The 24,209-nt window shown below is 67.9% G+C and carries 23 protein-coding genes; 11 read left to right on the plus strand and 12 right to left on the minus strand.

Going from position 1 to position 24,209, the window contains the following annotated elements:
- Positions 1–15: 15 nt before the first annotated feature.
- Positions 16–1,392: a TAXI family TRAP transporter solute-binding subunit gene (locus tag GGR33_RS20010; protein ID WP_183508541.1), complete on the minus strand. Its 1,377-nt coding sequence runs from the start codon at positions 1,390–1,392 to the stop codon at positions 16–18.
- A gap of 186 nt (positions 1,393–1,578) precedes the next feature.
- On the opposite strand from GGR33_RS20010, the gene GGR33_RS20015 reads away from it, so the two are divergent.
- On the plus strand, positions 1,579–1,806 hold the full coding sequence (locus GGR33_RS20015) for a hypothetical protein (RefSeq protein ID WP_246413311.1): 228 nt from the start codon (positions 1,579–1,581) through the stop codon (positions 1,804–1,806).
- Positions 1,807–1,808: 2 nt separating this feature from the next.
- Here GGR33_RS20015 and modA read toward each other — a convergent pair whose 3' ends face one another.
- Positions 1,809–2,615, minus strand: coding sequence for a molybdate ABC transporter substrate-binding protein (gene modA / locus GGR33_RS20020; protein WP_425488805.1), 807 nt, complete (start codon positions 2,613–2,615; stop codon positions 1,809–1,811).
- 218 nt (positions 2,616–2,833) lie between these two features.
- On the opposite strand from modA, the gene GGR33_RS20025 reads away from it, so the two are divergent.
- The 3 genes from GGR33_RS20025 (at position 2,834) to GGR33_RS20035 (ending at position 5,971) form a co-directional block, all read left to right on the plus strand.
- Complete coding sequence (locus GGR33_RS20025) at positions 2,834–2,992, plus strand: hypothetical protein (RefSeq protein WP_183508544.1); 159 nt, start codon at positions 2,834–2,836, stop codon at positions 2,990–2,992.
- Positions 2,993–3,188: 196 nt separating this feature from the next.
- Complete coding sequence (locus GGR33_RS20030) at positions 3,189–4,127, plus strand: 50S ribosomal protein L11 methyltransferase (RefSeq protein WP_183508546.1); 939 nt, start codon at positions 3,189–3,191, stop codon at positions 4,125–4,127.
- A gap of 11 nt (positions 4,128–4,138) precedes the next feature.
- Positions 4,139–5,971, plus strand: a complete 1,833-nt coding sequence (locus tag GGR33_RS20035) for an aminopeptidase P family protein (RefSeq protein WP_183508547.1) — start codon at positions 4,139–4,141, stop codon at positions 5,969–5,971.
- Here GGR33_RS20035 and GGR33_RS20040 read toward each other — a convergent pair.
- The 7 genes from GGR33_RS20040 to GGR33_RS20070 all read right to left on the minus strand — a co-directional run bounded on the left by GGR33_RS20040 (position 5,968) and on the right by GGR33_RS20070 (position 13,049).
- Positions 5,968–6,138, minus strand: a complete 171-nt coding sequence (locus GGR33_RS20040; protein WP_183508981.1) for a hypothetical protein — start codon at positions 6,136–6,138, stop codon at positions 5,968–5,970. The two genes, GGR33_RS20035 and GGR33_RS20040, sit on opposite strands and share 4 nt — an antisense overlap.
- Before the next feature lie 44 nt (positions 6,139–6,182).
- Entirely contained in the window at positions 6,183–7,091 is a 909-nt protein-coding gene (locus tag GGR33_RS20045; RefSeq protein WP_183508549.1) for a WecB/TagA/CpsF family glycosyltransferase, read from the minus strand.
- Positions 7,092–7,093: 2 nt separating this feature from the next.
- Entirely contained in the window at positions 7,094–8,662 is a 1,569-nt protein-coding gene (locus tag GGR33_RS20050) for a GumC family protein (protein WP_183508551.1), read from the minus strand.
- A 211-nt stretch (positions 8,663–8,873) separates the two neighbouring features.
- Positions 8,874–9,590: a polysaccharide deacetylase family protein gene (locus GGR33_RS20055; protein ID WP_183508553.1), complete on the minus strand. Its 717-nt coding sequence runs from the start codon at positions 9,588–9,590 to the stop codon at positions 8,874–8,876.
- A gap of 61 nt (positions 9,591–9,651) precedes the next feature.
- Positions 9,652–10,458, minus strand: a complete 807-nt coding sequence (locus GGR33_RS20060) for a class I SAM-dependent methyltransferase (RefSeq protein ID WP_246413313.1) — start codon at positions 10,456–10,458, stop codon at positions 9,652–9,654.
- A 213-nt stretch (positions 10,459–10,671) separates the two neighbouring features.
- Entirely contained in the window at positions 10,672–11,622 is a 951-nt protein-coding gene (locus GGR33_RS20065; RefSeq protein ID WP_183508555.1) for a DUF6492 family protein, read from the minus strand.
- A gap of 83 nt (positions 11,623–11,705) precedes the next feature.
- On the minus strand, positions 11,706–13,049 hold the full coding sequence (locus tag GGR33_RS20070) for a lipopolysaccharide biosynthesis protein (RefSeq protein ID WP_183508557.1): 1,344 nt from the start codon (positions 13,047–13,049) through the stop codon (positions 11,706–11,708).
- 174 nt (positions 13,050–13,223) lie between these two features.
- Here GGR33_RS20070 and GGR33_RS20075 point away from each other — a divergent pair, with 174 nt between their 5' ends.
- The 3 genes from GGR33_RS20075 to GGR33_RS20085 are packed head-to-tail and all read left to right on the plus strand — an operon-like array spanning position 13,224 to position 16,581.
- Positions 13,224–14,276 (plus strand): endo-1,4-beta-xylanase, encoded by a 1,053-nt coding sequence (locus tag GGR33_RS20075; protein WP_246413315.1) that lies wholly within the window; start codon positions 13,224–13,226, stop codon positions 14,274–14,276.
- Positions 14,273–15,217, plus strand: coding sequence for a glycosyltransferase family 2 protein (locus GGR33_RS20080; protein WP_183508561.1), 945 nt, complete (start codon positions 14,273–14,275; stop codon positions 15,215–15,217). The genes GGR33_RS20075 and GGR33_RS20080 overlap by 4 nt, the downstream gene beginning before the upstream one ends.
- Complete coding sequence (locus GGR33_RS20085) at positions 15,214–16,581, plus strand: O-antigen ligase family protein (RefSeq protein WP_246413317.1); 1,368 nt, start codon at positions 15,214–15,216, stop codon at positions 16,579–16,581. Before GGR33_RS20080 ends, GGR33_RS20085 begins: the two co-directional genes overlap by 4 nt.
- 13 nt (positions 16,582–16,594) lie before the next feature.
- Here the strand turns inward: GGR33_RS20085 and GGR33_RS20090 are convergent, their stop codons facing one another.
- On the minus strand, positions 16,595–17,701 hold the full coding sequence (locus GGR33_RS20090; protein WP_183508563.1) for a glycosyltransferase family protein: 1,107 nt from the start codon (positions 17,699–17,701) through the stop codon (positions 16,595–16,597).
- Positions 17,702–18,088: 387 nt separating this feature from the next.
- On the opposite strand from GGR33_RS20090, the gene GGR33_RS20095 reads away from it, so the two are divergent.
- Positions 18,089–19,024, plus strand: coding sequence for a cupin domain-containing protein (locus GGR33_RS20095; protein WP_183508565.1), 936 nt, complete (start codon positions 18,089–18,091; stop codon positions 19,022–19,024).
- Positions 19,021–20,196 carry a GNAT family N-acetyltransferase gene (locus tag GGR33_RS20100; RefSeq protein ID WP_183508567.1) on the plus strand — a complete coding sequence of 392 codons (1,176 nt, stop codon included), beginning with the start codon at positions 19,021–19,023 and terminating at the stop codon, positions 20,194–20,196. Before GGR33_RS20095 ends, GGR33_RS20100 begins: the two co-directional genes overlap by 4 nt.
- A 107-nt stretch (positions 20,197–20,303) precedes the next feature.
- On the opposite strand, the gene GGR33_RS20105 is transcribed toward GGR33_RS20100, so the two are convergent.
- The gene (locus tag GGR33_RS20105; RefSeq protein ID WP_183508569.1) at positions 20,304–20,786 is read right to left on the minus strand and encodes a peroxiredoxin; all 483 of its coding nucleotides are present in this window, start codon (positions 20,784–20,786) and stop codon (positions 20,304–20,306) included.
- A gap of 137 nt (positions 20,787–20,923) precedes the next feature.
- Here GGR33_RS20105 and GGR33_RS20110 point away from each other — a divergent pair, with 137 nt between their 5' ends.
- On the plus strand, positions 20,924–21,556 hold the full coding sequence (locus GGR33_RS20110; protein WP_183508571.1) for a YqgE/AlgH family protein: 633 nt from the start codon (positions 20,924–20,926) through the stop codon (positions 21,554–21,556).
- A gap of 24 nt (positions 21,557–21,580) precedes the next feature.
- Here the strand turns inward: GGR33_RS20110 and GGR33_RS20115 are convergent, their stop codons facing one another.
- Complete coding sequence (locus tag GGR33_RS20115) at positions 21,581–23,251, minus strand: cyclic peptide export ABC transporter (RefSeq protein WP_210302119.1); 1,671 nt, start codon at positions 23,249–23,251, stop codon at positions 21,581–21,583.
- Between the two features lie 352 nt (positions 23,252–23,603).
- Between GGR33_RS20115 and GGR33_RS20120 the strand changes: the two genes are divergently transcribed.
- The gene (locus GGR33_RS20120) at positions 23,604–24,167 is read left to right on the plus strand and encodes a sigma-70 family RNA polymerase sigma factor (protein ID WP_246413318.1); all 564 of its coding nucleotides are present in this window, start codon (positions 23,604–23,606) and stop codon (positions 24,165–24,167) included.
- Positions 24,168–24,209 lie beyond the last annotated feature (42 nt).

Raw genomic sequence — 24,209 nt, forward strand, 5'->3', positions numbered from 1 at the left:
CCCGTACACAGCCCATCAGTCAACGGCTTGCACGCGCGTGATCGATGATTGCCGTGCATCGGGGATCCTGGCCTTGCGCATGACCGTCGCCCTGGCCGCCTCGATGGCGATCGTCGCCGCGCTCATGGTGCGTGCCTCGGCGTAGCGATGCAGCGCGAAGCGGGCGATGTCCGCGGCGAGCCCGTCGATCTCGTCCGCGAGCGCCGTGAGGCGCGCCGGCTCGGTCGTCTCTCCGGCCTCGTCGCGGATCTCCAGCAGCCTCTCCGTTGCGACTGCGATCCGCTCGCGTCGGACGCGCGAGAGCCGCTGCCTGAGCCACGCCAGGATCGAGCCGACACCGCCGCCGAAGAAGGCGACGAGGTAGATCCAGGTCTCGTAGCGCTCGATGAAGCTCTCCTGCTCGCGCTCGAAATAGTCGATCGCGCCCGGATGGATCGGCAGCTTGGCGCTCGTCGCCTCGGCCGTGCTTTCGTAGGCCGGGGCATGGATGGCGTTGGCCGCGGGATGGGTGTCGGCGAGGCCGCCGCGCATCTCGAACAGGTGCTGCGTCACGGAGGCCGCGACGCTCCGAGAGAGCGAGTCCCGCGCCATCAGCCGATACGAGGCGCCGACGGTCATGACATCTTCGGCGGGAACCCTCGGATTACCGCCGAACAGTCCCGCCGGGATCGTGACCGTGGAGAGTTTCGGCATCTGCTCGGCGAGCGCCGCAGTGTCCTGCTCGCCGATCACCCGGACGCGATTGTCCGGGCTAGCCTGCCGCACGATGCCAACGATGCGCCGTGCCGCGGGCGTCGTCGGCGTGGTCACGGTCACCACCGCGTCGATGCGCTTCTCGCTCAGCGCCGCGGCGAGATCGCGCTCCTCGAGGCCGACCAGGGCAACGCTGTCCTCGGGAACGGCCTGCCCCTCCGGCACGTCCGCGGCGGTGATGCCGTCATGTTCCAAAAGCTCGGAGATCAGGGCCTTGTCGGCAGAGCGCTGCGCGATGAAGCCGAGGCGCTTTCCGGCGAGATCCGGCATGGCGGCGATGCCGGAGGCCTCCGGCGTCAGGATGATCACCGCCTGCTCGCGCAGGATCGCCAGCGTCAACCCGTTCGCCGGCAAGGCGATATCCGGCCTGACCACGGCAAGGTCTGCTTTGCGATCGCGCAAGGCCTCGGCGCTCTCGCGCACGCCGTCGAAAGCCAAGATCTTGAGCCGGACGTCCTTGTTGCGCGCCTTCAAGGCCTCGGCGTAGGCCTGAAGCAGCGCCGGTTCGGTGCCGCCCTTCGGCGCGACGGCAACGGTCAGGGTCGTAGCCCGAGAAAAATAGAGGGCCGCGATGCCAACGACGGCAACCACCGCGGCGAGAACGAGGATGAACGCCTCTCGCCTGATCCTCAGCCCCACCGTCGACCTCGTCGTTCTTATGCGAGGTTACGAGATAGGGCCCTTCAGGTGCTCGCGTGAGCCCCTGCTTCCGGATCTTCACGAAGCCCTTATGGCGCGAGGTGCCGCACCCTCTCGCATCCTAACGGTCGAGTGCCCAGCTTACGGCCGCGGTTCCCAGTCGGATCGCGTGAACCCCGACGATCGATGTCCATCCCCCAACTCACCGCCGCACGACAGGCAGCGGCCATCGTCATGCCGAGCTTCGTCGTCGGCCAGGATGCTTCCGGCCGCTGGGTGGCCGTCGAGACGCATGGCCTCGGCGGCGGGCTCTTTCGCAGCAGGGAAGACGCCGTGCACTACGCACTCGCGGAAACCCTGAAACGGCCGGATGCGATCCTGATCGCATCCGGGCCGGTCGAGTTCAGGATCTAGGCTTACTTGGCTGCGCCGACAACGGTGAAGCCCTGTTTCTCGAAGAAGGGCTTCGCGGCCGGGCTCTGCAGCCACTTCAGGAGCGCGACACTGTCTTCGTTCGCGGATTCCTTGGTGCGGGCGATCGGGTAGACGATCGGCGGATGGCTGTCGGCCGGGAAGGTCGCGACCACCTTCACGCCAGGCTCCGAAACGGCGTCGGAGGCGTAGACGATGCCGAGCGGAGCCTCGCCGCGGGCGACGAGAAGCAGCGCGGCGCGGACGTTCTCGGCCTGCGCGACCTTGTCCTTCACGCCATCCCAGGCGCCGAGCTGCGTGAGCGCGGCCTTGCCGTACTTGCCGGCTGGCACCGCATCGACGTTGCCCATTGCGAGGTGGCCGCCGCCGAGGGCCTTGGCGAGATCGACGCCCGGCTTCAGATCGACGGCAACGGTCGAATCCTTGGCCGCGACGAGGACGATGGCGTTGCGGAGCAGGTCCGTGCGCGTGTCGGGACGGATGGTGTTGTTCTTCTGCGCGTAGTCCATCCAGGCCTGGTCGGCGGACCAGAAGATGTCGGCCGGTGCGCCGGATTCGAGCTGCTTCGCCAGGGCGTTGGAGCCGGCATAGGAGATCTTGGCGGTCTTGCCGGTTTCCTTGCCCCAGGTCGCGGTTGCCTCGTCGAGGGCATTCTTCAGGCTCGCCGCAGCGAAGACGACGACGGGGGCGTCTGCGGCCCGGCTCGGCGTGGTCGCCGGAAACGAGCCGAGTACCAGAGAGAGCCCTAGAAGACCTGCGAGCCAGGAGCGGCGGGTCGACACTGCATGAATCAAGATGATCGCGCCTCGATCGGAGCGCAGCCGCCGTGCCGGCAAACCGCGCATCATTGAATGCGACGAGGCGCCCCCCACGGCACGCCTCATTCCCGACGGGCGTTATATCCGCCCGGGAACGGCGCGACCATAGTTGTGAGGCGCGCTATCGCCAACCCATCGGCGGAGCCACAGCACGGATAAGTGTCGGATCAACCTGCAGTTTCGTCATCGAAATGATTCGTCCGGTCCGTGCGGGCGAGACGGCTCAGCAGGACGAGAAGCGAGCCGGGCATTGGTGCTTCGAGCGCCTCCGCACCGAGCACCTCGTCTCGTGGCGAACGAGCGCGGCGGCTGCGGAGGATGCCTCGGACGACGACGGGGCTGCGGCGTAGAGCTTTTCTTGCTTTCATGACGCATACTGTTGCTTCGACGCCAGCCCGATCTGGGGTTGGAAGGCCAGTATGCCAAGCGGCGCCGGCTCGTCCCCAATCGCTCAGGCATTGGACAATCTGCCCAGCGGTTGGGCGTTCCCTCGGCTTTTAGCAAAATTCGTGGAGGGTGCGGCGCGTCGGTGCTACTCCGCGCGGCATGCTCGAAGGTCTGCCCCCTCACCGCCCGACCCACATCCTGCGACTCTCGACGGACGAGTTGTCCGCGCGCGCCATGACCGACCTGCTCGGCGAGATGTTCGACCCCACCGAGACGGCCGTTGCCGCCTTCGAGGTCGAGGGCACGACTACCTGGAGACTAGAGGCCTATTTCGCCGACGAGCCCGATGAAGACTTCGTCCGCGAGTTGATCCGCCCGATAATCGGGGATCAGGCCGATGAAGCCGTGTTCGACACGATCGAGCGGCAGGATTGGGTAAAGGCCTCGCTGGAGGGTCTGAAGCCGGTACGTGCCGGGCGCTTCCTGATCCACGGCTCGCACGACCGCGATCAGATCCGCGCCAACGACCTCGCCATCGAGATCGAGGCGGCGCTCGCCTTCGGCACCGGCCATCACGGCACCACGCTCGGCTGCCTGCGGGCTTTCGCCGACCGGCTGAAGCGCGGCCGCCCGCGCCGTGTGCTCGACGTCGGCACGGGCACCGGCATCCTCGCTTTCGCCGCGGCGAAGGCGCTGCGCTCCACGGTGATCGCGGGCGACCTCGACCCCGAAGCCGTCTGGACCGCGAAGGGCAATGCTCGCCTGAACGGGATCGGCGCCCATCTCCGGCTTTATGAAGGACCCGGCGTGCGCCACGCGCTCGCCGACCGGACGCGCCGGTTCGAGGTGGTCTTCGCCAACATCCTGGCCAAGCCGCTGAAAAAACTCGCGCCGACGCTCACGGCCGTCGTGGCGGATGACGGCATCCTCATCCTGTCCGGGCTGATCGAGCGCGACGTTCCGGGGGTGCTCTCCACCTACCGGCACAGGGGTTTTCACCTGGCCAGAATGGGTGTGATCGAGGGTTGGGCGACGCTGGTGCTGCGCCGGGGCGGAGCGGCCCCACGCGTTGTTGCCCGGCGCCGGTACGCCGCGTAACGCTTCCGGGCATGACGAGCCCGCGCCGCCGCTTCCAGACCTTCGACGACCCGAGCCATCGCAAGGGTCCCGAGCGCGTCGCCGCCCTGCGCGCCGCCATGCGGGAGGCCGGTGTCGGCGGCTTTGTGGTTCCGCGCGCCGATGAGCACCAGTCGGAATACGTGCCGGCCAATGCCGAGCGGCTCGCTTGGCTGACGGGCTTCACCGGGTCTGCTGGTACAGCCGTTGTGTTGGTCGAGAAGGCGGCCATCGTCGTCGACGGCCGCTACACGCTGCAGGCGCCCGAGCAGGTCGACACCGCCGTCTTCACGGTCGTGCCACTGGCGGACAAGACGCCGGATGCCTGGATCGCCGAGACCATCTCGCCCGACACGGTGCTCGGCTATGACCCCTGGCTTCACACGGCCGATAGCGTGGCGCGGCTGGAACGTGCCGTCGCCAAGGCCGGCGCATCGCTGAAGGCCGTTCCGAATCTCGTCGACGCCGTCTGGGCCGGAAGACCGCCACAGCCCGCGGGTCGCGTGGGCCTGCAGCCCCTCGACTATGCCGGTGAGAGCGCCGAGGCGAAGCTAACCCGCATCCGGGACAAGCTCGCGGCGGCAGGGGGCGACGCGCTCGTCATCTCGGACCCGCACAATCTCGCCTGGGCTTTCAACATCCGCGGCACAGACGTGGCTCACACGCCCCTGGCGCTCGGCTACGCCATCGTCCCGCGCGAGGGCCAGCCGAGCCTCTTCCTGAGCTCGACCGACCTGGCGCCGGAGGTGCGGACAGCCCTCGGCGCGCTCGCAGAGCTGGAGCCACGCGCCTCCTTCGAGCAAGCGCTCGGCGCACTCGCCGGCCGGCCCGCCAAGGTCCGCGTGGACGTCGCGACGGCAGGATCTGCGCTGAAGGAAATCATCGTCTCGTCCGGGGGCGCCGCCGATATCGGCCCCGACCCCATCACGGGCATGAAGGCGGTCAAGAACGACGCCGAGATCGCCGGCACGCGTGCTGCCCACCGGCGGGACGGGCTCGCGGTGACGCGCTTCCTGGCGTGGCTGCAGCGGTCGGGCGGCAACGACGTCAGCGAGATCGAGGCTGTGGAGGCGCTGGAGGATTTTCGGGCCGAGAGCGGGCTGCTGCGCGAGGTGTCGTTTCCGACGATTTCGGGCTCGGGGCAGAACGGCGCGATCGTGCATTACCGCGTCACAATCGGCAGCGACCGGCGTGTTCAGCCGGGCGAACTCTTCCTGATCGATTCAGGCGCGCAATATGCCGACGGCACCACGGACATCACCCGCACCGTCTCTATCGGTACGCCGACGGAGGAGATGCGCGATCGCTTCACGCGCGTGCTGCAGGGGCACATCGCCATAGCGCGCGTGGTGTTTCCGAAGGGGACGACCGGGGCGCAGATCGATGCGTTCGCGCGCCGGGCCTTGTGGGAGGCCGGTCTCGACTTCGACCACGGCACCGGCCACGGCGTCGGCTCGTTTCTGTCGGTGCACGAAGGGCCGCAGCGCATCGCCAAGACCGGCGCGGTTGCGCTGGAGGCTGGCATGATCCTCTCGAACGAGCCGGGCTACTACCGCGCCGGCGCCTACGGCATCCGAATCGAGAATCTGATCCTGGTGGAGGAGCGCGCGATCACGGGCGGCGAGAGGCCGATGCTCGGCTTCGAGACGCTGACCCTCGCCCCGCTCGACCGCGCGCTGATCGAGCCGTCGCTGCTCTCCCCGGCTGAGGCAGAGTGGCTCGACGCCTACCATGCGCGGGTGCGCGAGACGCTCGGACCCGACCTCGATCCGGAGACGCGCGCGTGGCTCGAAGATGCGACTCGCCCGATCGGGCCGTCGGCCTAGACGCCCGCCCACTCCATCGCCCGCCACACGCCGCAGGCGATCAGCGCCCACCAGGTGATGGTCAGCGCGCCGGCACCGATCAGTCCGGTCTTGAACAGGCTGTCAGGGAGACCGTCCTGGCTTTTCGCCGGGGTCGGCTCCGTCGCGGTTTGAGCAGAATCGGTCACGGGCCGCTTTCCTCCGGAATGGGCTTTGGCTGAAACGAGGGACGTCACGCGTCCGTCGGAAGATCTGGGGCGATCGGATTCGGCACCGCGTCGGCGGCACGGCGCGCCCAGAGTGGCATCCGCTGAGCGAGTCGCCGCCGGAAGCCCGCGCGCATCTGCGCGACGGTGCCGCTGCGCGAGACCAGCAGCAGCATCGCGTGCGGATTGGTCGTGAAGTAGCGCCAGAACAGTCGGGCCGGCTCTTCCTTGATCCGCCAGGCCCATTCGAGCCCGAAGCGCTGCATCCAGTCCGGCGCGCGCGAGCGGCTGCCCGACAGGAAGTTGAACAGACCGCCCGAGGTCTTGATCAGCCCGACATTCGTGAGCAACGGACCGAACTCGTAGACGAAGACCTGCTCGCGCGGCACGCCGAGGGCCAGCCAGAGGATGTCCGGCGCCAGCGCATCGATTTCACGGATTTTTTCGCGCAGGGCCTCCCCCTCCAGGTAGCCATGCGAGTGGCCGACGATCCGGATGCCGGGATGGAGGCGCCGGACGTTCTCGACGGCCAGCCGGTTCTCCTCCTCGTTCGCGCCGAAGAGGTAGAAGGACAGGTTCCGCTTCACCGCACCGCGCGCGACGCTATGGAAGAGGTCGGTCGTCGCCACGCGCTCCGGCAGCGGATGCTCGCCGAAGAAGCGGGAAGCGACCACCATGGGCTGTCCGTCGGCGTTGATGAGATCCGCCTGCGCCAGCATCCGCGCGAAGTCGCGGTCGCGGGCGTAGCGCGAGAGGACCTCGCCGTTGGCCGAGGTCAGGAACAGCGGCAGGTTGGGCCTGGGATGGCTCTCGGCGGCGGAGAGCATCAGGTCTGCCATCTCCTGCATGCCGAGTACTGCGATCGGCATGCCGCCGAGCTTCGTGGCCGTGACGTCGCGAACGAGGTCCCGGGAATGAGGGGCGACGGGCGCCATGCTCACAGGTAGCCTCCCACGGTCGCGGGCAGGCGCTCGGCGCCGACGATGGCAACTGCATTCGGGCGTCGACGGCGCGCGGCCGAAATCGAGTCGAGCATGCCGTCGCCGGCCTCGCGCGAGGTGTGCATCTCGCCCTTCAGCCATTCCTCGGCGAGTGCCAGCGCGATGCCGAGCAGCAGGCCGGCGACGAGGCCGAGCATGGCGAGCGTGCGCGCGGGCGGCGGGTAGCTGCGATTGAGCGGCTTCACGGCCTGCGTGATGATGCGGGCATTGCCGACGTCGAGGCGGGCCTGCTGTCCGGTCTCGCGGGCGCGGACCAGGAAGGCCTCGTAGACGGCGCGGCTGGCGTCGACCTCGCGGTCCAGCTCACGCAGCCGGATGGAGGCCTGTGCGAGTCCGACCGTCCTGCCCTTGGCCGCGTCGAAGCTCTTTTCGAGTGACATCACCGTCGCCTGGGCGCGGGCGAGATCCGTCCTGGCCGCCTGCGCATAGCGGCCGATCTCCTGGTCGATCAGCTTGCGCGAGAGCTGCAGCTGCGAGGCGATCGAGGTCACCTGCGGATGGCGCGGCCCGAGATCGTGGGCGAGCTCGGCCTGCTTGCGCGAGAGTTCGGCATACTGGCCGCGAAGGGCCGTGATCGCCTGCGAGGCGAGCGCATCCTCGGTCGCACCCGCATCGATGCCGGCGGCCTGCATGCGCTGCACCTGGTCGACGCGAGCCTGCGCGTCGGCGGCGCGGACGCGAGCACCGGCGAGCTGGGCGTTCAGCTGCGTCAGCTGTTGGTCCGTGACCAGCACATCGCGGGTGCCGATCAGGCCGTTCTCGGCCTTGTAGGTCTGGACCCGGCTCTCTGCGCGGTTAACGTCCTCGCGCAGCTCGACGAGCCGGGACGAGAGGCCCGCGCTGGCGCGGTTGGCGGCCTCGGCCCGATTGGCGGCCTCCTCGGCGAGGTAGGAATCCACGACGGCGTTGGCGATCCGCGCAGCCTTGTCGGCATCGCGGGAGGACGCCTCGACATCCACGATGAAGGTGCGGCCGGTACGGCGCACGGCGACGCGCTTCGAGAGCGCTTCGAGTGCTGCCGAGAAGCTGGTGGCTGCATCGGGGGCGGCTGGCTGTGTCTGGCCGAGCTTCTGTGCCAACGAGCCGAGCAGTCCCGGCGAGGCACCTGCGCCTCCGAATTCGGGATCGTGCATCAGGTCGAGCGTTTCGACGACGCGGCCGAGCACGTTGCTCGAGGTGATCACCTGCGCCTGGCTCTCGACGATGGTCAGGAAGCCGCCGGAATCCTGCCCGGCCGCCGTCAGCTCCTTGTCGAGAAGGCGAAGATCGCGCGGGTCGATATAGAGCTGCGCCCCGGCCGTGTAGCGGGGCGTCAGCACCTTGCCGACCGCGAAGGCGAGCCCCGTGCCGATGATCGCGCAACCCGCGATCAACAGCGCACGGCGCCGCAGGACGGCCAGGACATGGCGGACCGAGGGACCACGGGGGGCCGTCGCTTCACCCGGCCCTCGGCGCCGCTGCAAGGCGGTGCTGTTGCGCGGATCGACGTCGTCGTAAACCAGCATCGAAAGGCTCCGGTCGAGACCGGCTACGGGACGAGTCCCGTAACCGGATCGTCGGCGCCTCCGTCGAACGGACCTGCCTCAGAGTGAGACAGGATCCGCGTTCGGGCGCCGCGACAGTCTCGAAGTCGCAACCTGCGAACCACCGGAGCGAAAGCTGAGGTTGGCAGGGACCGCTGCGATGCGAGGTGGTTAAGAGAGTCTTAAGTGACCGTCAGAGCGCGCGGCGCAGGGCCTCGGCGACGGGCACGCACGCAATGTCGCGGTCGCCGGCCGCGCGCAGGGCCGTCTCGAGCAAGCCGGGCGAACAGCCGTAAGGGCTCGGATTCTCGACGACGTCGTGGCCGTAGAAGACGAGCCAGCCCTTCTTCTCCAAGGCCTCGTCCATCAGCCGCGTGATCCCCGCGGCATCCAACCGTCCATCCATCAGCGGATTGGCCTTGAGAAGTTGGAGATCGGCCCTGCCGACATTCAGGCCGGGCCCGATGCCGCGGCTGGTCCGGTAGATCGAGGCGAGCGTCTTCTTGGCCGGGAGCGACCCGAACCCGAAGGGAAAGGCAAAGCTCTCCAGGGTCAGGCCCGGCACGACCGCGCGCAGGCATTCAGCGTTGCGCTGGGACTCCGCGACGATGCTCTCGGAGCGGAGGTTGGGCACGAAGATGTGCGAATAGGTGTGGCTGCCGATCTCGTGACCCGCCGTGTGAAGGGCCGTGATGTGATCCGCATCGGCGACGCGCCAATGTCGGGCCTGCGTCCCGATCAGGCCGCCGGAAATGTAGAAGGTGCCCCTGGCGCTGTGGGCCTCCAGCATCTGCGCGCCGGTGGTGGCGGCGCAGACCGGGACGTCGTCGAAGGTGAAGCTGACCAGTGGCGTCGCCGGAGCGAGCTCCACCGGGGAGGTGCGGATGTGCCGGGCGAGACGATGCGTCAAGCGTACTCGCCACGTGGCGGCACCGGCGACGTCACCATCCAGCGGTATCGTGAGCAAGCGACTACTCCGCTGCGACGCGCGCATCCGCCCGCTTGCGCAGGACGAGGTGATAGTCGCCGTGGCGGAGGTTCACCCGGTTGAGCAGCAGGCCGTTGACGAGGCTCGTGATCCCATCGACCACCGTCGCGAGCGCTCGCTGGCGCGTGCGCATCTCCGCGAAACGCGGGCTCTCGTAGACGCGCTCGTACACGGTCTCGAAGCCGCGCGCGGCCATGAAGGCCTTGAGGCGGCCCGGCAGCACGAGCGGATGATAATGGACCGGGAACGGCGCCTCGCCCGGCAGCCCAGCCCGATCGTTCCCACGGATGTGGCGGTAGAACCAGACGTGGAACCAGTGGGGCGAGTGCTTCGTCACCAGCCCCGAAAGCGAGCGCGGATGCGGCGCACCGATGAGGACGAGACCGCCGGGCCGCACGGCTTCCGCGAAGCGTTCCAGTGCGGCATCGACCTCGGGCAAGTGCTCGATGACGTTGTAGCTGGTGACGAGATCGATGCTCTCGGCCGGCAGGTGATGAGTCTGCACGTCGCCGCAGATCCGGGTCTCGGCATAGGCATTGTTGGAGATCTGCGTCGGATCGATGTCGACGACGGTGACGTCGGAGCGCTCCAGGAGCGCCACCGGCAGGTAGGATGCCGCACCGCCGCCGGCCTCGTAGACCGAGACCCGGCCCGCGGGCAGCAGGCGCTGCAGGATCGCGTGGACCTTGGACAGGCTGTCGCCGGCTTCGCCGGCCGGCATCTCGGTGTCGTGGTGCAGGTCGCCTTCGGCGATAGACATCAAGCCGTCCGTCATGATCGTCTGGTTCAAGATCAATCCTCCGTCCTCGCGTGATGTCGATCCCGGACAAGGACGAAGGGGCATCTGCCGAAACGAGGAAGGTGCCGAGTGAAAAGCCGAGCGCTGCTTTTTGCAGAACGTCGGTTATTTTTCTATCTACGGAACACAGATTTTGCCGTATTGGCTCATCTGCGTCCAGTATCGGTCACGCAACCAAGCTGTCGCCAGACGTTGCTGTTGCGCTTAAGCAGCTTCCATCCGGATTTTCTGCTCCGCATTTGAATTTTCGGAATAGAACGCGGCGAGAGCCGTACGGATCGTCGCGAGGGGCGTGGAACCGAACGACTGGATGCAGAAAGCGCATTCCCGTGGCGTCGCCGCTCGCAGCATCGCCAGGATGTCTGCGGCGCTCAACTCGTCCGCATCCCAATGCGTACGGGTGAAGCTCTCGCTGGTGCGCGTGTGCCGCGCCGCGCCGGCGGCCGAGCTTTCGACGAAGGCGCCGTAGATCATGTACTCGGAGAAATCCCGGTCTCGGCACATGGCGGCGACCCAGTCGCGCCCCGAGACGCTCTCCATCCGCGCAATCATCCCCTGCACCGTCGCCTGATCCCAGACGATGATCTGGTCGATGTAGTCGTCCGCCGGAAAGCTCGGTTCGACCGTGCCCAGCAAGCGGCTCGCAGTCTCGATCCATTTCATGTGACGCGGCCGATGCGCCCGGATGCCGCCCTCATAGACGTGGAGCGGTACGGAGTTCGGGAGAGCCAACGGCGCGAGATCGAAATCCTTGAAGAAGACGTTGTCGGAATCGACGATGCAGAAGCGTTGTTCCGGCAGGGAGGCCGCCGCCTGGATCTTGACGATCTGCTGGGAGTGCCAGCCGCTGATCGGCCAACCCTGCGACGTCCACCAGTATTGTCTGCCCTTCCACTTCAGGAACGGGATGTGGCGCAGCCATTGCGGCAGGAAGGCCGAGACCGGGAGGATCTGCCGGTCATGCCGTCGGAATCGTTCGAAGAGCGGCACGTCTTCGTCATGCACGATGACGTAGTGCTGGCCACGGACTGCGATGTGGCGGTCGATGCTCTCGAAGAGGAGCTCGCAGCGATCGAGGTCGCCTCGATAGCTCGGCGTGATCAGACCCACGGTCTCGGGTTGGCCGCGCTCGTTTGGTTCGGTCAGCGCCGGCATGCCTGCCTCCTTCGACCCCGTGAAGTCCGATGCACTGCGCCGCTCGTCCAGAGGGGAGAAACGCATTCTGGTCGTCGCGCCCGTCATACTCGCTTCGTCCTCATCGCGCCGTAAACGGCGATGAACGACAACAGATAGATCAGCGCGAAAACAGCATTCAGCCACACGAGCCAATTATCCGCTGGCGGCAACAGGATGATCAGCGCGGCGAGGGCGCCGGCCTTGATCGCCACCAATCCGGCAGTGAGTGCGGCCCGCAGGCCCATATTGCCGAAGGCGAAGAACAGTTCGCTGTGGAACTCGAGCAGGTTGCGCACGGCGGGCACGAGCACGATCACGGCCAGCATTCCGTAGGCCGATGCGACGTTGGCACCGAGGATCGTGGGCCAGACGCTGAGCAGTGCGACTAGGGCGAGGAGGCCGGCTGTCGAGACGCCGGCGACGAGCGCCTCGATCTTCAGGCTCTCGCGCACCATCGTTCCGGTTGCACGACCGACCTGGATCATCTTGCGCGAGTACATCATGAACATCGGCCGCAACGGCACGGCGGTGAGGTCGATGAGCCGGATCGAGATGGCGTAGATGCCCGCCGTGCGCTCGCCTGCAAGCGAGAGGATGACGAACTTGTCGACCTCGCCCTGGGCCAGGAACATGCAGTAGGAGACCGCATAGAACAGGCCGTCGCGCAGTTTCCCCCTCACGAGCTTCGGGCGAAAGCGCATGCGGATCCGAGGGTGGAAGACGGCCACCAGAATGGTCGCGGCCACGAGGTTGCCGGCGAGATAGTAGAGGCTCCAAGTCTCGGCACTGCCGCCCCCCATCGCCCAGAAGGCGACCGCGGCGGCGGCGCGAAAGCCCACCGGCAACGAGACCAGGGTCGAGGCTGCGCCGAACCGGCCGAGCCCGCTATTGACCTGGATGAGCAGCTCGATCTGCCGCCAGAGCGCGATCTCGACGAAGATGATCGCGGCGTAGGCCGGCAGCGCGATCACGGTGCGGAACAGGACGAGGTAGAGCACACCGGCCAGCGCCATCATGATCGGCAGGGCTGCGACGAAGCAGACGTGGTAGGCTGCGAGATAGGCGCCGAGGGAAGAGCGACGTCCCGCCGCCGAGCGCATGACGAAGGCCTGAAAGCCGAAGCCGGCAAAGCACCCGATCAGCACGCCGGCCGCCGAGACCGTGGCGAACACGCCCATGTCGGCGAGGCTGAGGGTGTTGGCGAGAAGGAAGAAGTAGACCACCTGCAGCCCGAGGCGGCCGCCCGATCCGGCCAGCAGCTGGACGTAGCCGAGCACGGCGTTCCGGTGCGCCGCCCACCGCTCCGGTACGAGCCGTGCCGGATTGAGGCGGTGTCCCGAAACGGGTCGCCCGGCGAGGGGCGGCGGTCCGATCAGGGTCGGATTTCGGGACAGGGTGGCGCTCATGGACGGGATGTCCGCAGGCCCCGTGCCAGACCGCCGCTCGCCGCAGCCGCCTCGCGCGGCGCCCGAAGGCCATCTCGCAGTGGCAATCGATCGGCGGACCCGAACTTGCAATTCGGGTGGCATGAGAGCCGCCGAGGTTTCGCAATGACACAGCCCTGTCCCACGCGACGGCAGATGCTGGCCAGCAGCCTGGCCGCGGCGGGACTGCCGTGCCTCGACCTGTCGGCTCGCGCTGCGGCGGGGCCGGGCGTCTTGGCACGCGCCGTCTACGGTGCGGCCGTGCGTGGAGACGCGCTGGCGAACGATCCCGCTTACGCCGAGGCCGTCGCAGCCCGCTGCCGCACCATCGTCCCCGAGGGCAGCTTGAAATGGCCGGTGATCCGGCCAAACCGCGAGACCTTCGACTTCGGAGACGCCGACCGCATCGCCGCCTTCGCCGGCCGCCACGGCATCGGCCTGCGCGGCCACACCCTGGCCTGGTACGGCGGCATGCCGTCCTGGACGGACGCCATTACCTCGCGCGCCGAAGCCGAGCGCGTGCTGAGCGAGCATATCGAGCGGGTGGTGTCGCGCTATGCCGGCCTGATCACCTCGTGGGACGTGGTGAACGAGCCGATCCCCGACGCGCCGTCCTCGCCCGGTGACCTGCGCCCCTTCGTGTGGACCCGGACGCTTGGCGCCGACTACATCCCGATCGCCTTCCGCGCGGCCGCCTCCGCCGACCCAACCGCCCGCCTCGTCCTCAACGAATACGACGTCGAGTTCGCCGGCGCCCGCTTCAAGGGCAAGCGCGACGCACTGCTGGCCATCGCGCGCCGGCTCGTCGATTCCGGCGTGCCCCTCCATGCAATCGGGCTGCAGGCCCACCTCTTCGCCGACCGGTCCATAGACCGGGACGGGCTGCAGGCCTTCCTGCGCGAGATCCGGGCAATGAAGCTCGACGTGCTCGTGACCGAGCTCGACGTGGTCGACGTCAGCTTGCCCGGAGACGTCGAGGCCCGCGACCGCCAGGTCGCCGAGATGGCGCGCGCGTTCCTCTCCGCCGTCGCCGAGGTGATCCCGCCGAGCACGATCCTCACCTGGGGCATCAGCGACCGCTACACCTGGGTGCCGACCTACTTCACGAGGCCCGACGGCCTGCCGAACCGGCCTCTGCCGCTGGACGCCGCCATGCGTCCGAAGCCGCTCATGGCCGTCATCGAACGCTATACGCGGAGCGCATCATGACCCCGAACCGCGAGATCGACATCGTCGTCTGCGTGCCGACCTTCCGCCGGCCCGACTGGCTCGCCCGCACCCTCGGCTCCCTCGTCGCGCAGAGTTGCCGTCGGCCCTTCGCCGTCGTCGTGGCCGAGAACGACGCGGCCGGACAACAGGGCGCTGACGTCGCCTCGGAGGTCTTCGCGACCGGTCAGCTCCAGGGCCTGACCGTCGTCGAGAAGCGCCAAGGCAATTGCCACGCGATCAACGCGGCCTTCGGCACGGCGCTCACCGCGTTCCCGGCGGCACGCTACGTCCTAATGATCGACGATGACGAATGGGCCGAACCGGGCTGGCTCGAGGCCATGGTCTCGACCGCCGAACGCACCGGCGCCGGGGTCGTCGGCGGCCCGGTTATGCCGCAGATCGCGCGGGGTGGGCCGGCGGCCCTGGTGAGCCACCCGGCGTTCCGGCCGGCTTTCGACATCAGCGGCCCGGTGCCGAAGATCTACGGAAGCGGCAACTGCCTGATCGCGCGTACCACCTTCGACCGGCTCGGGCTACCGGCCTTCGACCTCGCCTACAACTTCCTCGGCGGCGGCGACACGGACTTCTTCACGCGGGCCGAGCGCGCCGGCATCCGCTTCCAATGGGTCCAGGAGGCGGTGATCCGCGAGACCGTGCCCGTCGCACGCACGACGATGCGCTGGCTCGCGCGGCGCGGCCTGCGCATCGGCGCGATCAACCATCGGATCGAGCTGAAACATGCCGTCGGCGGCGCCGGCCGGCTCGCCGTCGCGGCGAAGTCGCTGGGCGTGCTGGCCATCTCGCTCGTCAGGGGCCTGCGGCTGCTCGCCGAAACCCGGCAGCCCAAGATCGCTCTGCACCCGCTGCTCGTCGCCATAGGGCGCTGCCTCGCGGCGGCCGGCATCGAGCCGCAGGAATACCGCGCGGCGGCGCCGAAATGACCCCGCAGCAGCCAGCCTTCGGTGCACGGCGGCCGGCCGCGTCCATGGGCGTCGCGGTGCCGACCTCGAACGTGCTCGGCCATCTGCGCGAGTTCGGTGCCGGACTATCGGTGCTGCGGCTGGCGCGGCAGGCGCTGTTCCTGGCGGCGCTTCTGCTCGCCTTGATCACGCTCAAGCCCTTTGCCGACCTCTCGCGGCTCGACGTCGGTGACCTCGTCACCGGCCAGGAGACGATGACCTACGCGACCTTCGGGGCCTTGGCGCTCGCTGGCCTGCTGCTCGCGATGCGCGACCATGGCCGGGCGCTGGCGTCGCTCGTCACGCCGACGCATCTGGCTCTCGTGGCCTGGCTCGGCGTCAGCGTGGTGCTGTCCCAGGACCACGCCACCTCCGGCAAACGCCTGGCGCTCACGGCGGCCGTCATGCTGCTGACCGCCTGCCTGCCGCTGCTGGCGCAGACCCGCACCGAGCTGCGCAACCTGCTGGCGATCGCCACGCTGGTCCTGCTGGCCGTGTGCTACGTCGGGATGATCGTGGCGCCGGAATTCGCCGTCCATCAGGCGCGCGACCTCCAGGAGCCGGGGCTGGCCGGCAACTGGCGCGGCTCCTTCGGCCACAAGAACGCGGCCGCCGCCGTGATGGCGATGCTGCTCTTCGTCGGGGTGGCCGTCTTTCGCGCGGGCGGCCGGGTCTCGGGGCTGGCGATTCTCGGGCTGTCTTGCGTGTTCCTCGTCGGTTCCGAGGGCAAGAGCTCCTTCGCGCTGAGCCTCACGGTCTTCGCGCTGACCGGCGCCTTCGCCGTCGTGCGGAGTTTCGGCGGCCGCATGCTGGTCGCGATCGGGCCCGTCCTCCTGCTGAACGTGTTCACGGTCGGAACGGTGATGAGCGACGGCCTGGCTTCGATCGTCTCGGCGCTTCCGATCGACTCGACCTTCACGGGGCGCACCGACATCTGGCGCTTCTCGATCGCGACCATCGCCGCGCGCCCCATCACCGGCTACGGCTTCGCCGCCTTCTGGGGCACACAGACCGTGCGCGACGTCTCCGACGAGGGCGCCACCTGGGCCGGCTATGCCAGCCACAGCCACAACGGCTACGTCGACACCACGCTGACGATGGGCGCCGTCGGACTCTTCCTGCTGCTGATCGTGTTCGTGCTCGGGCCGTTGCGCAACTATCAGCGGCTGCAATTCGAGGCCGGCAACACCGGCCCCTTCGCGACGATGTTCCTGCAGATCTGGCTGTTCGGCATCCTGCTGTCGTCGATGGAGAGCTTCTTCTTCGACCGCAGCGATGTGATCTGGGTCCTGTTCCTGTTCGCAGTGTTCGGGCTGCATTTCCTCGCGCGGTTCCGAACGCGCTGACCGGCCGGCTCCCTCACCTGGCCGGCGGCCTCAGCCTGTTGCGCAACGCATCCGCAGCGTCCCGAAACCACGTGCGCCGGTCGAGGTCGGGATACGTTGTCGGGCGCGAGCGCGAAGCGAGAACCTGGTCGGCATAGGCCTCTGCCCCGGCTCCCCGCGGCACGAGGACGATCGCGCCGCCATCGAGCAGCGTCCGGTAGCGCGGGTGGTGATCGAACTCGTCCGGCAGCGCGGGGGCGGTGACGACCACCGGACGGCCGGCCTGGACCGAGGCGAGCACGCTGGCGCGGCGCGCGGTCAGCCCCTCCGGCAGGACGTAGGCGAAGGCGTCGACCGTCTCGAACAGGCCAAACAGCTCCTCGGCGGAGGCCACGTAGCCGGAGACGATCACGTCCTCGGCGAGGCCCAAAGCCGCGACCTTCTCGCGAAAGACGTCCTCGATCCCATCGCTCGCCTTAATGAAGGAGCCGATGAAGACGAGAAGCGGGGCAGCGCCCCGCATCTTCAGGTTGGCCGCGATGTCGAGCACCGCTTCCGGCTGCTTGCCCGGATAGATCGAGCCGAAATGGCCGAGGATGAGCCGTCCCACATGCCGGGCCTCGATCAGCGTCCGGCGCAGTGCACTGTCGGCCACGTCTGCCGGCCTCGCCAGGTTCGGGGGCACCGGCATCAGCGCGGCCCGGCGCGCCAGGAAACCGACGAGGGGATCGGCAGCGAGTTCCTCGCGAACCTGCGGCGAGACCAGGAAGATCGTGTCGGACAGGAGCAGGATCGGCCTCAGCACCAGACGGCGCAGCCGGTGCAGGCCGGCCCATTCGTGCAGGATGGTGATCCGCCTGCGCCCGCGCAGCCCGGCGAGCGTGTAGATCGCGAGCGGTCCGAACAGCGCCCGCTTCCAGGCCACCACCGGAAAGTTGGCGACGACCGCATCGGCTCGGCCCAGGGCGCGCCAGGTTTCGGCAAAGCGAAACTCGCGCGGCTCGACCGTGAAAGCGGCGTGCGCGTTCGGCTCGCCCTCACGAAGGCTTTCGAGAAGCAGCCGGCTGAAGTCGCCGATCCCGCAGGGCGGGTTCCCGCTTCCGAGCAGGTGGAGGCTCGTCGCTGCAGGGTCGGAAGGCATGGACGATGTCACTTAGGCATCTCGCAGCGAGCATCGGGCCCACGGGGCGAGAGCCTGCCCGATTTGCCTTACGAAATGCTTCGGGCGATCGGCGGTTCGCTCGTGCTCACCCCATGAGCCCCCACCTGTTCCCGTCGAGCGTGCTTCAAGCCGGGACGGCTTCGCCAGCTCGCTGAGGCCGACACCTCGGCAGGAGCGCCATTAGGAGGCGCCACGACCTCCTCCTTCCCCGATCGCGGCGCTCCGAATTCAAGACAGATCGATCGGCATCGCGGTTGCGACTTGAGCGGCTCACGCCGCCTTTCACGGGCCGAATGTTCGAGAGCGGGTCAGGCGCGTCCCGGAACGAGACCAATGGCCGGCCACGTCGCGACGAACGAGGACAGCATGAGCAGCCCAGCCATCTTCACGGATTGGAACGACACCCATTCGGCGCTCTGGAGCCATCAGCCCCTGCGCCTGCAGCATCGGTTGCACGAGATGCCGGTCTTCTCGAAGCCGGCTCTCGCCGACCTGATCGATCGCTATCCGCGCGAGCAATACGGCCTCGTCCATATGGGCGCGGCGGGTCAGCGCCGATTTTGGCGCGAGGGCGAGATTGGCGACATGCCCGGTGCCGGGGTCATCGACGCGATCGAAAAGGGCCGGATGTGGCTCAACCTGCGCAACGTCGACACGGTCGATGCGCGCTACCGCGAGGTCCTCGACGCGATGTTCGCGGAGTTGGCCGGGCGCGTCCCCGGCTTCGAGCCGCCGGAATACACCTGCGGTATCCTGATTTCGTCGCCCAGCGCCCAGGTCTATTATCATTGCGACCTGCCCGGTCAGCATCTGTGGCAGATTATCGGACGCAAGCGGGTCTACGTTTACCCGTCCTCTGCGCCCTTCGTGACGCCGCGGCACCTCGAAGACATCGCGCTGTTCGATGTCGAGGTCGATATGCCCTACGCGCCCTGGTACGACGCGCATGCCCAGGCGCTCGACCTCGCACCGGGCCAGATGCTGAGCTGGCCGCTCAACGCACCGCACCGCGTCGAGAATCTCGATTGCCTCAACGTCTCGATGACGGTGTCCTTCAACGACGAGTCGATCCGGCGCCTGACCAAGGTCAATCTCGCCAACGGCATCTTGCGCCACCGCTTCGGCTATCAGCCGAAGAGCCGCGCCATCACCGGCCCGAGCTACTGGTCGAAGCTGCTCCTGCAGAAGGCGATGCGGAACACCAGCTGGGTCAAGCGCGAGCGCAGCAGCCGCCGCATGGTGGATTTCCGCCTCGATGCCGAGGCTCCCGGCGAGATCGTCGAGCTGAAGGTCGCCGCATGATCGCCCTCGCGCCCACCGCCGAGGCCGCCTCCGCCGCCCCGGCGGCCCGGCGCGCCGCCACCTACGTCGTCGAGACCAGCTCCGATTGGTCGGCCGTCTCGGCCGGCTGGACGGGAGCGGGAACGCCGTTCCAGGAATCGGCATGGCTCGGCGCCTGGTACGAGGCGCTGGGTGCACGTGCCGGCCTGACTCCCCTTCTGGTCACGGCCCGCGACGCCGCGTCCGGCGAGGTGGCGGTACGGCTGCCTCTCGTTCTCCTCCGCGAGGGACGCCGCCGGACCATCGGCTTCGCCGATCTCGACCTGACCGATTACAACGCCCCTGCCCTCGGACCGGCCGCACCGCGCGACGCGCAGGGTGCAGCCGCCCTCTGGAAGGCGATCCGCAAGGCGCTTCCGCGTGCGGATCTCGTACGCTTCGCCAAGATGCCGCTGACTTTGCGCGGCCGCCCGAACCCGCTGGCTTTGCTCCCGAACATCCAGCCCTGCGCCCTCAACGGCAACGTCGTCGTCACTGGCGAGGATTGGGATGGCTGGCGTCGCGGCCTGGAGAAAACCGTCCGCAAGGAATTGGAGCGGAGTTGGCGCGTCTTTTCGCGCGAACCGGAGACCTCTTTCGAGATCGTGACCGATCCCGAACGAGCTCGACGCATCGTCGACGCGATGGAGCACCAGCAGGAAACCCGCATGAGGGAGAAGGGCGCGAGTTACGTGCTCGACGACCCGGATTTCGCGCGGTTCTACCGGACGCTGATCGAGCGCTCGATCGAGGGTGGCGAGGTTCTGGTCTCGGCTCTGATGGCCGGCGATGAGGTCGTCGCCTCGCTCCTCGGGATTCGGGATGGCGAGACCTACGTGATGATCCGGATCAGCAATGCCGCGGGTCGCTGGAGCAATTGTTCGCCCGGCCGGCTGATCATCGAGCGCACCATGGCTGCACTGCATGCCGAGGGCTACCGCTCGTTCGATTTCAGCATCGGCAACTACGACTACAAGCGCCGTTTCGGCGTGACGCCGACCCCGCTCGTCGACTTCACCGAGAGCCTGGGCCTCGCCGGCATCCCGGCGACGCTTCGCGCTGCGGCGGCCGGAGGCCTGCGCCGGTATCCGGAACTCGATCGCAAGCTGAGAGGGTGGATCGGACGGCTGAGGGCTACCAAGATCACGAGCTGACGCGACGATCTCGGAACGCACCCTGCGAGCGTGAGCGAAGCAAGGATGGCTGCGGGCATGAAAAAGCCGGGGACATGCCCCGGCTTTCAACGCGTGCTCCGAAAAAATCAGATGACCTTGAGCAAAGCCTCGGCGCCGGAGACCTCGGCCTTGGAGGGCGAGTCCTCGACGTTGAGCACTTGGACGACGCCGTCTTCGACCAGCATGGCGTAGCGCTGCGAACGCGAGCCGAGGCCGAAACCGCTGCCGTCGAGCTCAAGGCCGATCGCCTTGGCGAACTCGGCATTGCCGTCGGCCAGGAATTCGAGGCCCTGGGCGCCGGTCGCCTCCTGCCAGGCGTTGAGCACGAAGATGTCGTTGACCGCCGTGATCGCGATGGCATCGACGCCGCGGGCCAGGATCTGGTCCTTGTTGGCGACGAAGCCGGGCAGGTGGTTCTTGTGGCAGGCGGGCGTGAAAGCGCCCGGGACGCCGACCAGGACGACGCGCCGGCCCTTGAAGACGTCGTCGGTGGTCTTCGCCTGCGGCCCGTCGGGCCCGTTAACGCGGAAGGTCACCTGCGGCAGGTGGTCGCCAACCTGAATCGTCATTCTCACCGTCTCCTCGATCGTGCGGCAGCGTTAGCTTGGCGAGACGACGGTGTCGAGGCGCGGGAAGAGCTCTCCCCGCGGTGGAAGGAACACCATCCCGTTATGGACAAAACCGGGCCTCGAACTAGCATGGGAGCATGCAGCCGTTCCCGCCGCCACGCACCGAGCACGACCTCGCCGAAGAAGACGGGTCGGGTTATCTCGATCGGCAATTCCTCGTGGCGATGCCCGGCATGGGCGACGAGCGCTTCGCCCGTTCGCTGATCTACCTCTGCCACCACTCGGCGGACGGGGCGATGGGCATCATCGTCAACAAGCCGGCGACCGACCTCACCATGCCGGATCTGCTGATGCAGCTCGAGATCGCGCCGGCGGCGGACGAGATCCGGCTGCGCGAGCAGGTCGGTCACATGCCCGTGCTGATGGGCGGCCCGGTCGACGCCAAGCGCGGCTTCGTGCTGCACTCGTCGGATGTCCGGATCGATCAGTCGACCCTGATGATCGACGACGGAATCTGTCTGACGGCCACGGTCGAGATCCTGCGCGCCATCGCCGAGGGTTGTGGCCCGGAGAGTGCGATCCTGGCGCTCGGCTATGCCGGCTGGCAGGCCGGGCAGCTCGAAAACGAAATCCTGGCCAATGGCTGGCTCAACTGCGCGGCCGACCCGGAGCTGATCTTCAACCCCGTCCTCGACGACAAGTATGACCGCGTCCTGCGCATGAACGGGATCGAACCGGCCATGCTCTCGCCCGTCGCGGGCCGGGCCTGAGGCCGCCCGTCGCCGCGAGCGACCTCACGCCGTCGCCGCAACTCGTTCTTCCGCCACGATCCGTCCCCCAGCGATCCGCACCACTCGGTCGGCAGCATCGAAGTAGCGGTCGTCGTGGGAGATCACGATGATGGTCTTTCCCAGCCGCTGCAGGTCGGGCAGCAATTCGCGGTAGAAGATGCCGCGGAAGGTCGGGTCCTGGTCGGCCGCCCATTCGTCGAAGACGAGGACCGGACGGCCCTCGAGCCAGGCGTTGAGCAGGGCAAGGCGTTTGCGCTGGCCGGTCGAGAGATCGACGGTGCTAAGTACGCCTTCGTTCACGCTGACCTTGTGGGCGACCTCGAGACGTTCGAGGTAGCGGTTGGCCTCCGGCGGCACGTCGACATCCGAGCCGACGAGGTCTTCGAACAGGTAGTAGTCCGAAAACACGGTGGTGAAGAGCTGGCGGTAGGCGTCGCGGGTCTCCGCCGTCACCGGCACGCCGTCGAGCAGGAGGCCGCCGGAGGCCGGCTCGTAGAGGGCGAGCAGCAGCTTGATCAGTGTGGTCTTGCCCGACCCGTTCTCGCCGACGACAAAGACGATCTCGCCGGCCTGGATCTCCAGGTCGACCGGACCGAGAACGAACGCCGCCGCAGCGCCGGTGGCCGGGAAGGCGTAGGAGGCCTGCCGAAGGGTGATCGATCGGATCTGCTTGCTCGCGTCCGGCTCGGTGGAATGGAGCGAGCCGAGCAGGCCGTGCTCGGAATTGGAGAACTGCGCCGTGAGATCGTTGACCCGGCGCAGGGCCACCAGAGTACGGCTCATCGCCGGCAAAGCGCTGATGATCTGGTCGACGGGTCCGCGCATATAGAGCAGCACCAGCACGAAACCGCTGGCGGCCGAGGCCTCCATGTCGGTCCAGACCCATTGGCGCAGCCCGAGGACGAGGCCGATCACGAGGAAAAACAGAGCCGTACCGAAGGCTCGGGCCGAAACGAACAGCGTGATGGCGCTGATCTGCTTCTCGCAGATCCAGTCGATGGTGGCCTCGAGCTGGCCAGCGTAGATGCGGCGTCGCCGGCCGCGATGGATGCGCAGCTCCTTCGCGCCCTCGGCGATGGCGCGATATCCCTTCTGCAGCCGGTCCTCGCCGTCGCGGGCGGCGTGGAAGCCGAGCACGCCGCGCACCTGCGCCCAGGCCTGCACGGCGACGCCGATCACCACCGCCAGCGCAACCACCGCGAACATCGGCAGCGACAGCATGGCGAGATAGATCAGGCAGCCGATGCTGATGGTGAGCGACACCGCGAAGCTCGAGAGCACGAAGGCGAAATCGCTGATCGTGTCGACGTCGTGGGTGAGCACCGGGATCAGGCGGTGGCTGCGGTAGCGCTCCAAAGCTTCGATCGGTGCCGCCAGGATGCGCGCCGCGAGCGCCTTGCGCAGGGCTGCGATGATGCGTTGGCCGACGAAATTGGTGCCGATGTCGGAGCCGATCGAGCCGACCAGGGCCAGGATACAGAGGCCTGCGAAGGCGAGCACCAGCCCTGAGCCCTGGTCCGGCCCCGCATGCAGCCCGCGATTGACCACCGCGAGGAGCCCGGCGACGCTGAGGCCGCCCAACCCGCCCAGCACGGCGCAACCCGCGATCAGGGGCGCGTAGGGACGCATCAGTCCGAGCACGGAAGCGTCGGGCGCACCGCGAAATGTCATCATGGGGTGTCCCGTTACGAGGCGGCGCTGTCCGGCTCCGGTGGGACCGGGGAGTACAGAGCCGGCGGCGGCGCGGCAAGATCAGCCGAGCCCGGGCGTCGCATTGAATTCATTTCCGACACTAACCAATGGTCCAGTTCTACATTGGAATAAGTACAATATGTGTATTTTGGCAGAACCATAGTGGCTGGATTGCCATTTCTTCTTATTGAATACGGAAAATTGCGCTGATAGACGGACCGGGATGAGCAAGCTCGGCAACCAAGCTGCCCGGAGCGGGTTTCCCGTTGGAACGCCGCCCCTCGATCGCAGCATCGGCGGGCGCTCCGCGCAGCTCGCGCGGAGGCGGCCTCCCATGGGCGACCCGATGCCGGCGATGCCAGTCAGCCCTGCGAGGCAGGATCTCCTCGATCTGTTGCTCGCGGACCGTGCCCGGTTCGTCGAGGTGGCGTACCGCATCCTGAAGTGCCGGGCCAAGGCCGAGGACGTGGTGCAGGATGCCGCCCTGCGGATCTGGCAGAACGGGCCGGGTCCCGAGTTGCACAGCCCCGCCGGCTACCTGCGCCGGATGATCCGCAACCTCGCCATCGACGCCGTCCGCCAGGTCGGGCTCGAATGCCGCCTGCTCGCGCCGATCGGCGACGTCGAAGAGGCAGCGAGCCCGTGTCCTTGCCCGCACGAGCGCATGGAGGCCTGCCAGGCGCTGAAGGCCGTGCTCGCGGCACTCGATCAGGCGCCCGCACGCACGCGGAACGCGATCCTCGCGCATCGCCTCGACGGCGTGCCCCAGAAGACCATCGCGGCCGAAAACGGCGTCTCGCCGACGCTGGTGAACTTCATGATCCGCGACGCGACCGCCCTTTGCCGCAAGGCGCTCGAAGACGAGGGTTCGGTGGCGCGCGAGGCCGTGGCCGCGTAAGGCTCCGCCGACCCTCGAGACCAGCGGCCGGGACCTCATCCG

This window comes from Methylobacterium brachythecii, from assembly GCF_014196345.1.
In the GTDB taxonomy this organism is placed as follows: Bacteria; Pseudomonadota; Alphaproteobacteria; order Rhizobiales; family Beijerinckiaceae; genus Methylobacterium; species Methylobacterium brachythecii.